Origin of the sequence: Lacticaseibacillus baoqingensis (genome assembly GCF_003946165.1) — a bacterium.
In the GTDB taxonomy this organism is placed as follows: domain Bacteria; phylum Bacillota; class Bacilli; order Lactobacillales; family Lactobacillaceae; genus Lacticaseibacillus; species Lacticaseibacillus baoqingensis.
In genome coordinates, this window is sequence record NZ_RHOI01000003.1 from 53031 (window position 1) to 65900 (window position 12870).

Consider the following 12870-nt stretch of genomic DNA (forward strand, 5'->3'; position numbering starts at 1 on the left):
CCTTGTTATATCAATATTTGAATGCCTAAATTTAATTTCATATTAACGCGATTATGACAACTTAAACATAAAAGCACTGCCTGCAGCCTGGTTTGGTGCGCGCAAAAAGCCCCTGGTCCACGATGCCAAAACATCGCGGTCCAGGGGCCCAGTTGAGGACTCAATTGTTAGTTTTGCGCCGCTGACTCAAATACAACCCGCCGATCCATACTACCGCGAGCCCTTCAGCAATCGCAGTTTCACGCGTAAACAGCATCACGACAACCACCATCGCCAAAAAAGCTAAGACATAGTAATCGCCTAACGGATGCAAAGGCGCTTTAAAATCGCCGCCGGCCGGGTTGGCCTTACGGAAACACAGATGGGCCAAGATGATCATCACCCAGACAAACAAGAAGCTGATCGTCGCGACACTGGTCACCAAGGTAAATACCGACGCTGGCAAGAAGATATTCAAGATCACGGCAATGGCGATCACGCCTGCTGACACTGCCAGCGCACGCGCTGGCACTTGCCGCTTGGAAAGCTTGGAAAGCTTATGTAACCGCGGATTTTCGCTAGTCAAGGTCAATGAAAACAACATCCGGCCAGTACTGTAAAGCCCAGAATTGCAGGCAGAAGCAGCCGCAGTCAGCACCACGAAATTGATCACATCAGCCGCCGCTTTGATCCCGACATTCGAAAAGACGGTCACAAACGGGCTGTTGCTTGGGCTGACCGTATTCCAAGGATAAATCGCCATGATCACCAGCAATGCGCCGATATAAAACAAGATCACCCGCACTGGTAATTTGTTGATCGCATCCGGGATCGTCGTTTTAGGATCAGCCGTTTCACTGGCGGTCAAACCGACTAATTCAATGCCGGTAAAGCTAAAGACCACCATTTGAAACGCCATGAAAAAACCGCCGGGGCCGCGCGGGAAAAAGCCGCCGTAATTGACTAAATTCATCAAACTCGCATGTCCAGAATCCGTTTTATACCGCATCCCGATCATCACGATCCCAATGGCGATCAAAGCGACGATCGCCACGACCTTGATCAATGCAAACCAAAACTCAGCTTCACCAAACAACCCCACAGAGATCAAATTGACCAGCAGCAACAACACCAAGGTGATCACGCCTGGGATCCACTGCGGCACCCCTGGCAGCCAAAAGCGAATATAAGTCCCGACCGCCGTCACTTCTGCCATTGCCAATGCCGCCCAGCAGATCCAATACGTCCACCCAGTGACAAAGGCCCACTTGCCGCCTAAGTATTTGCCGATAAAATCAATGAAGGAGTTCTTGCTCAGATCAGACATCAATAATTCACCTAATGCCCGCATCAGCATGAAACACATGCCCCCGGCCATCAAGTAGGCTAAAAGAATTGAAGGCCCGGCTAAGTGGATCGACTGGCCAGCGCCTAAAAACAGCCCCGTGCCGATCGTCCCGCCGATCGCCATCAGCTGCACATGCCGGCTCTTCAGATTGCGTGCTAACTTCGTATCGTCTTCTTGCATGTTTTCCCTCCAGACACATACCAAGCATTATACACGACTGTTCATGATTTGCAAACACATGGCGTTCGGTTTTACTTTACTTAATGAGGACTACTCGTTGAGGATCGAGGTGTTTGCGCAAGAATTCGGCTAAAACCGCCGGCGATTCTTGAAACTGCAAGCGGATCACCGGCATCGCCCCGACCATCGCCGTCAGTGCACAACCAGTTGGCAGTGCCTGCAGCTGGATCGCCGTTAAGTTGCCATACGCTCGGACACTGGCCAACCCGTTGACGACACTGGTCGTCGTCAACCCGCGCTGCCAAGTCGCAAAAACGACAAACATTCCCGCAATAAAAATGCCTGGGATCCGCGCTGGCCAAGTCGTCGTGATCAAAATCGTTGCCGCCAATACCACCGCTGCCGCCGCCAAATACAACCCTCGCGCCACCCAGCGGGGCTTGGCGCGATACACCAGCTGCCGCCGCAGCCGCAAACTGATCCCGCAAGCGACCACTAAGATCACCAGATAACCAATACTGAAGAGATTCATGTTTTCCTCCATGACACACCAAGCTGAGCCAGCAAACCCATTGAGCCACAGCAAAAGCGCTCTTGGATCACGATTCGTGCTTTGAATCGCGGTCTAAGAGCGTTTAAGCTGCTGGGCGTTGCTTGTTGGCACGCGCTTGGCCGCAGTTTTTCGACGCTTACGCTTGGATCTGTGGGGCCCAATCTTTGACTTTGGCAATAAATTCGCCAAAGGCTTGCCGATCACTCAACTCTGGAAACGTTCCTAATAAGACTTGCGCGGCTTGCTTGGCTTGTGCCCCTGGTTTTTGCAGGACTAACAAAGACTTTTGCGCTTTTTTCGTCGCGAAGAAGTTTTCCGGCAAGTTCAACAAACCTTGAAAATAAGCGGCTTGCGTCAACCATGCTGTCAGGCCTTGCGCTTCAGCACTTTGAAAAACAGTGCTCGGCACATAAAATAATCCTAAACCGCCTGGTGCCAATAAGTTCAGGCTTTGTTCGATCAGTAAATGATGCGCATAAGAATGCCCTGATTGTGCCGCGGTTTTAAACGCTTTGGCGCGCTCATCCAAGGGATAAAATCCGACTGGCAGGTCGGCAACCACGATGTCAGCGTCGCGGATCAATGGCGTGTCTAAGGCATCTTGGTGGAACAACTCAACGTCCACCCCTTGCATCGCAGCACTCATGCCAGCAAAAGCTAATAAGGTCTCGTCGTTGTCGATCCCGGTGCCATGCACGGCCACCTTGGTCGCATTGTGCAACTGGTTCATCACGGCAAACAATAAGTTACCGGTACCAACTGTTGGGTCGACCACTTGCAGACGTGCTGGCATTTGCGGATAAAAAGTGGTCACCATAAACGTCGCCAAGCTGGCCATGGCGTCTGGGGTCACTTGCTTATTCGGTTCGATCCCATCCACTTGGATCGCCTTGACCAACAATAACTGCAGTGCTTGGCGCAATTCTTCAGCACTGTAATCTTCGCGCTTCAGCGAAGCATAGGCCGCTTTCAATTTAGCCGCGGTGTCTGCGTTGGGGATCCCGTCTTCTTGATGGATCGCGCCGCTGGTGAAATCTTCACCTGCTTCGATCGCCGCGTCCAGATAACTCGTTTTAAGTGCTTGGTGTAACAAGCCGGTCGCTGTTTCTAAGCCGTCATATAGCCGCTTCAAATCTTCGTTTGCCAAACAAGCCCCTCCGTTTCGTTTCCATATAATTCTACTCATCAAAAGGCGTGCTTGCAACCGTCCTTGCAAAACTATCATTTTGCCTGTGCTGTCAAAAAAATGCCGTTGTCTTTGCCTGGGTTTCAGGCGACAACGGCACGCTGGTCATTCATCTGCATGTTCTGTGAGCCAACGCTGGTAGTTAGCGTTGAGCTGCGCTTTTTCTGCTTGCAGCAAGCGGCTATAGCCGCTGCGCCATTGCGCCATTTGTTGCAACACCGGCAAGCTCAATAACGTGACGATCCCTAACAACACCATTGCGGTGATCAACGCACTGCCTGATCGTCTAGCCATCACGGATCACCCCCGGATAACTGCGCCCACTGGCAAACACCACGACAAACGCCACTGCGTGCGGGACCTGTTGCCAAGTCAGCTTCACCGCATCATCTAACATCGGCTGATACCCGCCTTTAGCCACCACGATCTTGCGCACGATCATCGAAGTGCCGCCGCCAGGCAAATAGATCTCAAAAGCATCCCCGCTGACAGGCGAGACCCGCAAGCGCCCTGCCGCTGCCGTTACAGTTGCTTGTGCTGGGACTTGTTTTTGCAAGGCGTGTTCAAACCCCATCACCGCTTGCAATTCTTGATCGGCCCATCGCGGATGCCCCACCGCTTGGACCAACGGCCGCCAAAGCAGTACCATGCCAGCCAAAAGCGCGATCGCCACCATGGTTTCAATCAGCGTCGTGCCGGATCGCCAATACCGGAGTCGTGGCCGCATTTTTGAACACCTCGATCTTTGTCTGGCTGATCGTCACCTGCCAGCGGTCTGCCCCTAATGTGAACGCACTTGCGCCGGTTGTTAACGCGACATTGGCCAAGTAATAGGCGCTGGCTTGCGTTTGGATCGGGACGACAGCTTGCTGGTAATACGCACTCATCGTCGCCAACCACCCCACCGCTGCGGTAAACACCAATAACGCGCCAAAATGCTCGGCGATCAACATGCCGCTTAATTTTTTTTGCGTATCATCAACCCCCTGCCTAATTGCGTGGTGAAGCGCACGATCAACCCGTCTGCGCGGCGGAAGCGATAAGTGCGGATCATGGTAAACGGCTGCCCCGCGCCGCGCGAAATCGGTTCGCCAAGATCTAGAAACGTCAATGTCGCCGGGACTTTCAAATAGCGGGCATAGTCTTCTCGATTGACCCGAAATCCAAAGCTTCTGCGATCGGCGACCCAATAAAACGTCACAGCGACTTGTTCTTCTTCATTGCGTTGCATCAAGGCCGCCCATTGCTGTTGAAATTCACGGAAAAATCGCTCAGATTCGGCCACCTGCCACCAGGCACGCCCCACTTGTACCGCGATCAAAACCGTGATCACCGTCAGCCCCATGGCCACTAACTCTTCGATCAGCGTATACCCGTGCCGTTTCATTTGAGCACGAATTGCGGCGGAGATTCATTCAACGATAACTTCAGCCGCGCCGCCTGTTCCAATTGTGCACTGGAAAGGATCCCGGCTTTAGCCATGGCAGACGGCGACGTGAAATCGATTTGTTCGCGGCCGGGTTGATCATACGCCACGCTGATCTGCATGTTCATCGTCGCCATCGCCGCTTCTAAATTTTGCCGATCAGCGCGTTCCAGCTGCCCGCGGATCGTGACCACCAGCGCCAAGGTCAACACGATAATGATCCCTAATGCGGCCAGCACTTCGATCAAGGTAAAACCTTTCTGTCGTTTTTTGCGCACTACTGCTTCCTCCCTTGTCATGGTGATCCGATCCCGTGATAAAGCGGGCCTAAGATCTGCAAGTACACCCACACGATCTGCGCACCGATCGCCAAAAACAGCACCGGCTGGATCAAGGCCAACAGCCGTTCAAAACGCGCCGCCAATGCTTGAAATAAACTTTGCGCAAATAATGCCATGCCGGCTTGCACCAATTCAGGCGGCTGGCCCAATTGCACCAGCTCAGCTGCCGGCGCATAGATCAAAGGCTCTGCCATGGCGTCGCCTAACGCCGCGCCTGTGGCTAAACGGCTGATCACCCGCGCGCCGACGCCTTGCAAGACGCCTGGCGGCAGCTTCGCCAGTTGTTGACAATAAGCGCTTAAGCCTTGACCTGCGCCGAGAAAATGACTCGCCCCGACCACGAACTGATATTGATAATACCCGCGCACCACCCCTTTGATTCCTGGCACCCACCAACTCAGCTGCAGCCGCAAAGTCGGCCGCCGGCGCAATGCTAACGCTGCGATCCCGCTTACCAGCACCACTGCGGCCATGACAGCTAAAGGGACCCACCATCGCGGATCAGGCTGCATCTGCAAGGTCGGCAAAATCGCCAACCACAACACCAGCTGCAAGATCACTAACAACCCCATCAACACCGCCGGGTAAATGAGCAATTGCTGCAATCGGCGGCGATTGGCCACTTGCAGCTGCAAATAAGCTCCAGCTTGTTGCAAGCTTTCGGCTAATTGGCCATGCACGCTTGCCAGCTGCACTTGCAACACGATCACCGCGTGAAAATGCGCCTGCGCTAAGGCCTCAGCAAACCCGCTGCCTGCCGCCAAGGCCGCTTGCAAGGCCGTCCAAGCCGGCTTTTGCTTGGGCAGTGCCACCCCTAAATAGGCCAATCCTTGAGGCAAGCTGAACCCGGCGGCCAGCAGCTCGCCTAACAGTTGACAGGCGCGCAATTGGCTTTGGATCGGGACTTTCATGACACCACCTCCCCATGCTGCCACCGGATCAAATGCACTTGGGCATGAACTTGCGGCTCAAGCATCAACCGCACTTGCGCAGACGCCACCAAAGCCGCTTGCACTAAGGCTTGCCCTGCGCCTAGCGCCGTTAATCTCAGCGGTACCAGCTCGGCGCTGCGCGCATGCACAGTCGCTAACACAATGTGTCCGCTGATCGCCGCTTCGCAAGCACTGCGCGCGGTTTCGCCATCGCGGATCTCCCCGATAACCAAGATATCCGGGCGGTGCCGCAATGCCGCTTTCAACAGCGCCGCATAACCCATTTGAGCGGATTCATTGACTTGAAGTTGTAAAAATTCCGGATGCACGATCTCGACTGGATCTTCAATGGTCATCACCATCTTGTTCGGGGCTAGGCGTTTGGCCACTTGATACAACAATGTGGTTTTACCGCTGCCAGTCGGCCCGCTTAGTGCCAACAATCCTGGTTGGGCCAGTGTGTCCGCTAATTGCTGCACCGTCTTTGCGCTGACAGCATTCAACTCCGGGATCCCGTAGATCAAGCGGGCCACCAAGGTTTCGGCGCCTTGGGCATCGGCAACCGTACTGAGGCGCAATGCCACTTCCAACTGGGCCAAACGCAACGCCCCTAACTGCACGCGGCGGTGTTCGGCCACATTCATCCCGGCTTGATACTTCAAATAATTGATCCAGCGCGTTGCTTCTTCAGGCGGGACTGCGACTTGATGCACAAATCCGGCTGGCAGCCGAAAAAACAGCCCATAAGTTGCCGCTTGCGGCAACAAATACACATCACTTGCTTGTAAACTCACCGCCTGCGCCAGCCACGCGAGTAATTGCTCCACCTCCTCACCTCCTCAGACAATAAATTCGCCAAAAGGCACAAAAAAACACCCGCACAGTCATGACTGCGCAGGTGTTGATCCAACCGCTTATTCTGCGGTTTCTTCGTCTGGCCATTCGGCACTGGTGTAGACGTTTTGCACATCATCGTCGTCTTCTAAGGCGTCGATCATGTTTTGCATGGTTTCCAGCTTGTCTTCTGGAATTGGTACGGTGTTTTGCGGCACCATGGTCAATTCACTCGTGGTGAAGTGGAAGCCTTGTGCTTCAAGAGAATCACGAACCGCTGTGAATTCTTTAGGATCTGTATAGATCGTGAATTCCTCGTCCGTTGTTTGCAGATCTTCGGCCCCAGCTTCCAACACCGCTTCAAGCATCTGATCTTCATCAACGTCAAGGTCTTCACGATCGATCACAAACATCCCGCGTCGATCGAACATATAAGACACTGCACCGGCGCCTGCCATCGTGCCGCCATGACGAGTGATCGCCACGCGGACAGAAGAAGACGTCCGGTTCTTGTTATCCGTCAACGCTTCGACCAATACCGCGATCCCAGCCGGGCCGTAGCCTTCGTAGGTCACTTCATCATACTTAGTCGTATCGCCGCCATCAGCTTTATCTAAGGCACGCTTGACGTTGTCTTTTGGCATGTTGGCCGCACGGGCCTTATCCATGACTAACCGCAGCGCCGGGTTGTTGTTGGGGTCAGAACCACCTTGCTTAGCAGCCATGAAGAGCTCACGGGAGATTTTTTGGAAAATTTTTCCGCGCTTAGCATCTTGGGCGTTTTTACGGCCCTGGATGTTATGCCATTTGGAATGTCCTGACATCGTTAAACCCTCTTTTCTTGAATGTAAAGAAACTCATAAACGTTATGAGTATACCAAAAATTTTTTCTCCAAACAACGCCTAGCGCCTTTTTCTTCGCCAAAATGCCTGCACGATCAACACGATCACGATCGCGACTAACGCAGCGACGGTATCCAAAGCCACATCATCAAACGTCGGTTGACGATCACCAGTCAGCATCTGATGAAATTCATCTAATGCCGCTAACCCAGCGATACTAAGCACCGTCAACACCGTGCGCAGCCAAGTTGGCTTGACGTACTGGCGCAGCCCTAATGTGGCAAATATCCCGATCAAAAAATACGTCGACACATGGGCGGCTTTGCGCATGAAAAATTCCACCACATGATAATAGCCGATCGCATGCACGCTCACCACATCACCGGCGTAAGTGAAATGCAGCCGGCTGATTTGAGCCTCAAAAGGCTTGTTGCTAAAATAACGTTCGAGCCACGGAACGCTGGTTTGTTGCTGATAAGTCATGCTGGAGCTCACAAACAAGGTCGCGATCACCACCAAGGCCAACAATAACCATCCGTAGCGTTGCATAAAGGTCTTCATACTTGCCATCCTTTCACAAAGACCAATATACCATATTCGTCAAAACCGCTGATCAACAAAAAAACGCGCAGTCGTCACTGCGCGCAAAGGTGAAATTTGAATTGATGAAACGGCTTATTCCACGGTGACAGACTTCGCCAAGTTACGCGGCTTGTCAACATCGTAGCCGCGGTCAACGCTGGTGTAATAACCTAGCAATTGCCCTGGAATGATCGTCAACAGCGGCGAAACCAATGGATCGATATCATTGACCACTAATTGATCTTCATCTGTCGCTTGCGACGCACTGGCGATCCGCAAGACCTTCCCGCCGCGAGCGGCGATTTCATCGGCATTACTGCGGGTATGCGCCGCGGTGACGGGATCAGAGATATAAGCCACGACCGGCGTATCTTTTTCGATCAGAGAAATCGTCCCGTGCTTAAGCTCCCCTGCTGCAAACCCTTCTGCTTGGACATAAGAGATCTCTTTGAGCTTCAAAGCCGCTTCCAAGCTGGCATAATAATCGGTCCCACGCCCAATATAAAAGGCATTGCGGGTCGTCTTAAACATGTCTGTGGCAATTTCATGCAGGCGGTCTTTTTGATCGATCAAGGCTTGCTGCCCAGCCGCAGCCAAGCCGAGCTGATGAGCCGCATCAAATTCAGCCGCTTTTTGATTGCCTTTGGCGATCCCTAAGCCTTGCGCGACTAATGCTTCCAACCCGATCTGGCCGGTGTAAGCTTTCGTGGAGGCCACCGCGATTTCAGGGCCGGCATGCAATTCGAGGCAATAATCTGCTTCCCGCGCCAAGGTCGACGAGCCCACGTTCGTGATCGTTAGCGTTGGATGTCCCAGCGCCTTGATCTTGACTAAGACTTGGCGAATATCTGCAGTTTCACCACTTTGACTCAGGAAAATGAAGAATGGGTGCTTTGAAAGTAACGGAATGTGATAGCCAAATTCGCTGGCCAAATCCACTTCGGTCGGCACGCCGGCTAAAGTCTCGAATAACGGCTTGCCGACTAACCCAGCGTGATAACTCGTCCCAGCAGCCACGATATATAACCGATCAGCTTGCTTCAAGGCTGCTAACAAAGCTTCTGGCAAGACAACATTTCCATGACCATCCGTGTACTTTTCAACTAGGCGCCGCATCACCACTGGCTGTTCATCGATTTCTTTGAGCATGAAGAAAGGATAAGTGCCTTTGCCGACGTTGGCATCATCGATCACCACGGTGAATGGTTCGCGGCTGATCTTATCTCCAGCCAAGGTTTCGATCTCGATGGCGTCTTTGGTCAAGGTAACGATTTCTTCATCTTTTAATTCAACGTATTGGTCAGTTTCATTGATCATAGCCAACGCATCAGAAGCCACCACATTGAACCCGTCGCCTTTGCCGATCAATAATGGGCTCTTGTTCTTCGCCACATACAAAGCTTCTGGGTGATCGCGATCGATCAAGGAAAACGCATAGGAGCCATGCAGCAACTGCAGGGTCTTGCGCAATGCGGCTTTGGCATCTAACTGATCTTGAGCGGCAAATAACGCGATCAGCTGCACCACGATCTCAGTATCCGTATCCGAATGCAGCTCCACATCTGTCAGGTATTGTTGCCGCAAGCTGGCAGCATTGGTGATCACCCCATTATGCACCAAGTAAAAGCGGCCATCGTTAGAAACATGCGGATGCGCATTGGCTTCGGTTGGGCCGCCATTAGTCGCCCAACGCGTATGGCCGATCCCTAATGTCCCTTGGACTTCTGGACCAACCGCGTCTTTAAGGGCCTGGATGCGGCCCACCCGCTTGACCAAATAGTCATGGCCGTTTTGGTCATTGACATAGATCCCTGCTGAATCATAGCCGCGATATTCCAGTTTATCCAAGCCATTCAACAGCACTTGGGTTGCATCTGCCTTACCAATGACGCCAACGATTCCACACATAAACAACATCCTTTTCTTTTCCGCCTATAAATCGGACTAGACGGTTTTTTTTAATTGGTTTATTTGATAACGACACTAAATATATGACTATAGCAGTGAGTTGTCAAACATTTTTATGAGTGGTATATAAAAAATTAACTAAATTGGTATAGTTCATTTCCATCGAATTAGGCAACAAAAAAGCGCAAACGGTTAAAAACCACCGGTTGCGCTTCGTTCAGTACCGCTTATAAATTCTTGTCCATGTTGAAAGTGAGTTGCGAAAGTTCCAATCCTTGCATCACCATGCTGGCGATTTGCTGTTTGGTTTCCGCTTTGACCATCGCCACCAGTTGATAATTCGCCGCGGTGAGCGCTTCGGTCAACTCAGTGCCGCTTAATTCCGCCGTGGCGGCATCAGTTTTGGCGATATGCATGCGGAAGCGCTGATTGAGCTTGGTCAAATAGTCGCGGTTTTGCTGAATGAAATGGCTATAATGGCTTTCCACCAACATCCCCAACTCCCGATGCAGCCAATATGCGGAGTCTTTATCCACGTCAAATGTCATCGGCGTTTGGTTATACGACGGATCTGTATCTTCTGCGTTGCAATAAAACGGCACATACGGACTGTATGTCGGAATCCCAATGTTCAGCCACATGATGGCTTCTGCTCCATTGCGGACCTGCAAGATATGGGAATTTTGCGTGCGGTTCAAGCCGATCGGCCGATACCGGCGTTTGTCTGCTTCACTGCCATGGCCCAAAGGATCAAAGCGCGTCTCATTGTAATGGCTCCCTAAGATATAGGCGATGTCTTCGCGGGTGATCAAATGATCGGTGCGCATGATGAACGGCAATTCTGCCGATTCAGGTGTTTCTGGTGTTTCAGGATTCAAGATATGATGGGCATACCACACCCGCGGCGTATTATAGTGGCGGTCTTTTTCATTCATCGTGCCAAAGATATGGCGGAAGTTGAAGCCTGCTTTATCAGGATTCAGCTGATGCGCCTCAACAAATTCCTGCAGCCCTTCACTCCAAATGAAATTGTCCGCGTCTTCAAAGTCGACTTGCTGGATCGCGACTTGGTTGGCGGCCACCGCGTAGGCATCATCTGGGATGCGCTGAGCGACCCAGTGATGGCCGGTGACGATTTCCATGTACCAAACATTATCTTTATCAGAAAAAAGGACCGAATTACCTGCAGGCGACCCATACTGTTTGATCAATTGGCCGAGGTATTCGACCCCATGGCGCGCAGATTCGATGAATGGCAACACCATGTTCACCATTAAGTCTTCGTCTAACCCATCCACCACCAGCGGGTCGAAAGCTAACGCGCGTTCATTGCCATAAGTACTTTCAGTGGCCGACATCGCCACATTTTTTTCGTTGATGCCGCTTTCTTCGTAGTCCCCTTCAGCAGCCGTGTCGACGTTTGGCACCGCATTGTAGCGGTAGCCGTTTTCTGGCAGCGGTGCTTCAAACCCATTCAGCGGCGATTTGACCTTGAGCGCTTTTTCCCCCTTCCAGGCGGGATGCATATAAAACCGGTGCGGGGATAAAACGTGGAAAGTGTCGTCATTGCGCGCAATCATGGTCGTGCCATCGATGCTGGCATTTTTCCCCACCAAGATCGACGTGCATGCAGATTCAATTTTCATTAGTTGCCCCTCTTTTCCAAAGTGTTACTATTAGTGTACGCTCTGCAGTGCTTTTTTGCATCTGCCAGGGGAAAAGTTCCGGTGACCCGTTGACAACCTCAGGCTTATTTTGTAAGATATTACTCGTTGTTAAACAACGTCTTATTGGGTAGTAGCGAAGTGGTAACGCAGTGGACTCTGAATCCATAATCATAGGTTCGATCCCTATCTACCCAATTAATAACATTCATTGGCTGTCACTGGTTATAAAAATTCCGGTTTGACAGCTTTTTTATTTCTAAAAATTGTCATTGAATATCATTGGTTTTCAACTTTATAGAGTGGCGATAGAGTGGCGAGGATTTTTGCTAGGCAGGCGGTGGCCGTCCATTATGGGCGGCTATTTTATTATTTATTGTTGCTACTGTATGTTATACTGTGTTCGTCTATAGAGACAATATAACCAAAAAGGAGGAATTATCATGCATTTTCTTTGGGCTTTAATTGTTGGTGCTATTATTGGTGCAATTGCTGGTGCTATCACTAGCAAGGGCAAATCGATGGGCTGGATTGCAAATATCGTTGCTGGCCTTGTCGGTTCCTCTTTAGGGGAAGCACTCCTTGGGCACTGGGGTCCTCAGTTGGCTGGAATGGCCATAATTCCATCGATAGTCGGAGCAGTTATTATTGTCGCTGTTGTATCTTTCTTTGTTGGCAGATCTAAAGACTGACGGGAGGTCGGACTATGGACGCATTAAAATCGGTTTTTAAGTTCATGGTAGCAAGCACTTTTCTTGTTGGTGGTGTCTTGGTAGCTGGTACAATTTGGGCAGCTAAGGGGATCGACAAGGCTGGAGATAAATTGCAAGATTCGATTCACGATTGATAGGTGTTCTGGCCGTCCATCATGGACGGCTATTTTTGTGCCAGTAACTGGTTCTGATATTCGTTGTCTAGTGCAGCCACGACCGTACCTCAAGGAACAGTCGTTGAAATTGTGTCAGAACGCGTCTGTCAGCGCCGTATTCAAAGTGGATTTGAGCCACTTAGGACTTTTCCAGAACTCCATTGTTCCAGGTCAATTAGATTGACCTTAAATCCTGATGGCTCTTGCCCATAACGGATTATCAGCA

At 51.4% G+C, this 12870-nt stretch carries 16 protein-coding genes and 1 tRNA gene; 3 read left to right on the forward strand and 14 right to left on the reverse strand.

What is annotated here, in order from left to right:
- Window positions 1-160: 160 nt before the first annotated feature.
- From EKM91_RS01700 to EKM91_RS01765, 14 genes are all read right to left on the reverse strand, one after another.
- Window positions 161-1507 (reverse strand): amino acid permease, encoded by a 1347-nt coding sequence (locus tag EKM91_RS01700; RefSeq protein ID WP_125748800.1) that lies wholly within the window; start codon window positions 1505-1507, stop codon window positions 161-163.
- A 76-nt stretch (window positions 1508-1583) separates the two neighbouring features.
- Window positions 1584-2039, reverse strand: coding sequence for a hypothetical protein (locus EKM91_RS01705; protein ID WP_125748803.1), 456 nt, complete (start codon window positions 2037-2039; stop codon window positions 1584-1586).
- 157 nt (window positions 2040-2196) lie between these two features.
- Window positions 2197-3207, reverse strand: coding sequence for a class I SAM-dependent methyltransferase (locus EKM91_RS01710; protein WP_125748806.1), 1011 nt, complete (start codon window positions 3205-3207; stop codon window positions 2197-2199).
- Window positions 3208-3351: 144 nt separating this feature from the next.
- On the reverse strand, window positions 3352-3540 hold the full coding sequence (locus tag EKM91_RS01715) for a hypothetical protein (protein WP_125748809.1): 189 nt from the start codon (window positions 3538-3540) through the stop codon (window positions 3352-3354).
- Window positions 3533-3973, reverse strand: a complete 441-nt coding sequence (locus EKM91_RS01720; RefSeq protein ID WP_125748812.1) for a hypothetical protein — start codon at window positions 3971-3973, stop codon at window positions 3533-3535. Before EKM91_RS01720 ends, EKM91_RS01715 begins: the two co-directional genes overlap by 8 nt.
- Window positions 3927-4199 (reverse strand): hypothetical protein, encoded by a 273-nt coding sequence (locus tag EKM91_RS01725; protein WP_125748815.1) that lies wholly within the window; start codon window positions 4197-4199, stop codon window positions 3927-3929. The genes EKM91_RS01720 and EKM91_RS01725 overlap by 47 nt, the downstream gene beginning before the upstream one ends.
- A gap of 5 nt (window positions 4200-4204) precedes the next feature.
- Complete coding sequence (locus EKM91_RS01730; RefSeq protein ID WP_125748819.1) at window positions 4205-4633, reverse strand: hypothetical protein; 429 nt, start codon at window positions 4631-4633, stop codon at window positions 4205-4207.
- Window positions 4630-4950: a type II secretion system protein gene (locus EKM91_RS01735; protein ID WP_125748822.1), complete on the reverse strand. Its 321-nt coding sequence runs from the start codon at window positions 4948-4950 to the stop codon at window positions 4630-4632. The genes EKM91_RS01730 and EKM91_RS01735 overlap by 4 nt, the downstream gene beginning before the upstream one ends.
- Window positions 4951-4967: 17 nt before the next feature.
- Window positions 4968-5924 carry a type II secretion system F family protein gene (locus EKM91_RS01740; protein ID WP_125748825.1) on the reverse strand — a complete coding sequence of 319 codons (957 nt, stop codon included), beginning with the start codon at window positions 5922-5924 and terminating at the stop codon, window positions 4968-4970.
- On the reverse strand, window positions 5921-6772 hold the full coding sequence (locus EKM91_RS01745) for an ATPase, T2SS/T4P/T4SS family (RefSeq protein WP_125748828.1): 852 nt from the start codon (window positions 6770-6772) through the stop codon (window positions 5921-5923). The genes EKM91_RS01740 and EKM91_RS01745 overlap by 4 nt, the downstream gene beginning before the upstream one ends.
- Window positions 6773-6859: 87 nt before the next feature.
- The gene (locus EKM91_RS01750; protein ID WP_125748831.1) at window positions 6860-7603 is read right to left on the reverse strand and encodes a YebC/PmpR family DNA-binding transcriptional regulator; all 744 of its coding nucleotides are present in this window, start codon (window positions 7601-7603) and stop codon (window positions 6860-6862) included.
- 79 nt (window positions 7604-7682) lie between these two features.
- The gene (locus tag EKM91_RS01755) at window positions 7683-8183 is read right to left on the reverse strand and encodes a VanZ family protein (RefSeq protein WP_125748834.1); all 501 of its coding nucleotides are present in this window, start codon (window positions 8181-8183) and stop codon (window positions 7683-7685) included.
- A 114-nt stretch (window positions 8184-8297) separates the two neighbouring features.
- Entirely contained in the window at window positions 8298-10112 is a 1815-nt protein-coding gene (gene glmS / locus EKM91_RS01760) for a glutamine--fructose-6-phosphate transaminase (isomerizing) (protein ID WP_125748837.1), read from the reverse strand.
- Window positions 10113-10339: 227 nt separating this feature from the next.
- Entirely contained in the window at window positions 10340-11758 is a 1419-nt protein-coding gene (locus tag EKM91_RS01765; RefSeq protein WP_125748840.1) for a C69 family dipeptidase, read from the reverse strand.
- 145 nt (window positions 11759-11903) lie between these two features.
- On the opposite strand from EKM91_RS01765, the gene EKM91_RS01770 reads away from it, so the two are divergent.
- From EKM91_RS01770 to EKM91_RS01780, 3 genes are all read left to right on the forward strand, one after another.
- Window positions 11904-11974 (forward strand) — tRNA-Gln (locus EKM91_RS01770).
- Window positions 11975-12219: 245 nt separating this feature from the next.
- Window positions 12220-12468, forward strand: coding sequence for a GlsB/YeaQ/YmgE family stress response membrane protein (locus EKM91_RS01775; RefSeq protein ID WP_056989036.1), 249 nt, complete (start codon window positions 12220-12222; stop codon window positions 12466-12468).
- Window positions 12469-12482: 14 nt separating this feature from the next.
- Window positions 12483-12623 (forward strand): hypothetical protein, encoded by a 141-nt coding sequence (locus EKM91_RS01780; protein WP_125580446.1) that lies wholly within the window; start codon window positions 12483-12485, stop codon window positions 12621-12623.
- The last annotated feature ends 247 nt before the right edge of the window (window positions 12624-12870 follow it).

Excerpts from the sequence above, each read along its gene's own strand:
- EKM91_RS01780 (WP_125580446.1), top strand. The coding sequence starts at position 12,483 with ATGGACGCATTAAAATCGGTTTTTAAGTTCATGGTAGCAAGCACTTTT.
- EKM91_RS01730 (WP_125748819.1), bottom strand. The coding sequence starts at position 4,633 with ATGAAACGGCACGGGTATACGCTGATCGAAGAGTTAGTGGCCATGGGG.
- EKM91_RS01740 (WP_125748825.1), bottom strand. The coding sequence starts at position 5,924 with ATGAAAGTCCCGATCCAAAGCCAATTGCGCGCCTGTCAACTGTTAGGC.
- EKM91_RS01715 (WP_125748809.1), bottom strand. The coding sequence starts at position 3,540 with ATGGCTAGACGATCAGGCAGTGCGTTGATCACCGCAATGGTGTTGTTA.
- EKM91_RS01755 (WP_125748834.1), bottom strand. The coding sequence starts at position 8,183 with ATGAAGACCTTTATGCAACGCTACGGATGGTTATTGTTGGCCTTGGTG.
- EKM91_RS01720 (WP_125748812.1), bottom strand. The coding sequence starts at position 3,973 with ATGCGGCCACGACTCCGGTATTGGCGATCCGGCACGACGCTGATTGAA.
- EKM91_RS01725 (WP_125748815.1), bottom strand. The coding sequence starts at position 4,199 with ATGTTGATCGCCGAGCATTTTGGCGCGTTATTGGTGTTTACCGCAGCG.
- EKM91_RS01700 (WP_125748800.1), bottom strand. The coding sequence starts at position 1,507 with ATGCAAGAAGACGATACGAAGTTAGCACGCAATCTGAAGAGCCGGCAT.
- EKM91_RS01705 (WP_125748803.1), bottom strand. The coding sequence starts at position 2,039 with ATGAATCTCTTCAGTATTGGTTATCTGGTGATCTTAGTGGTCGCTTGC.
- EKM91_RS01765 (WP_125748840.1), bottom strand. The coding sequence starts at position 11,758 with ATGAAAATTGAATCTGCATGCACGTCGATCTTGGTGGGGAAAAATGCC.
- EKM91_RS01750 (WP_125748831.1), bottom strand. The coding sequence starts at position 7,603 with ATGTCAGGACATTCCAAATGGCATAACATCCAGGGCCGTAAAAACGCC.
- EKM91_RS01775 (WP_056989036.1), top strand. The coding sequence starts at position 12,220 with ATGCATTTTCTTTGGGCTTTAATTGTTGGTGCTATTATTGGTGCAATT.
- glmS (WP_125748837.1), bottom strand. The coding sequence starts at position 10,112 with ATGTGTGGAATCGTTGGCGTCATTGGTAAGGCAGATGCAACCCAAGTG.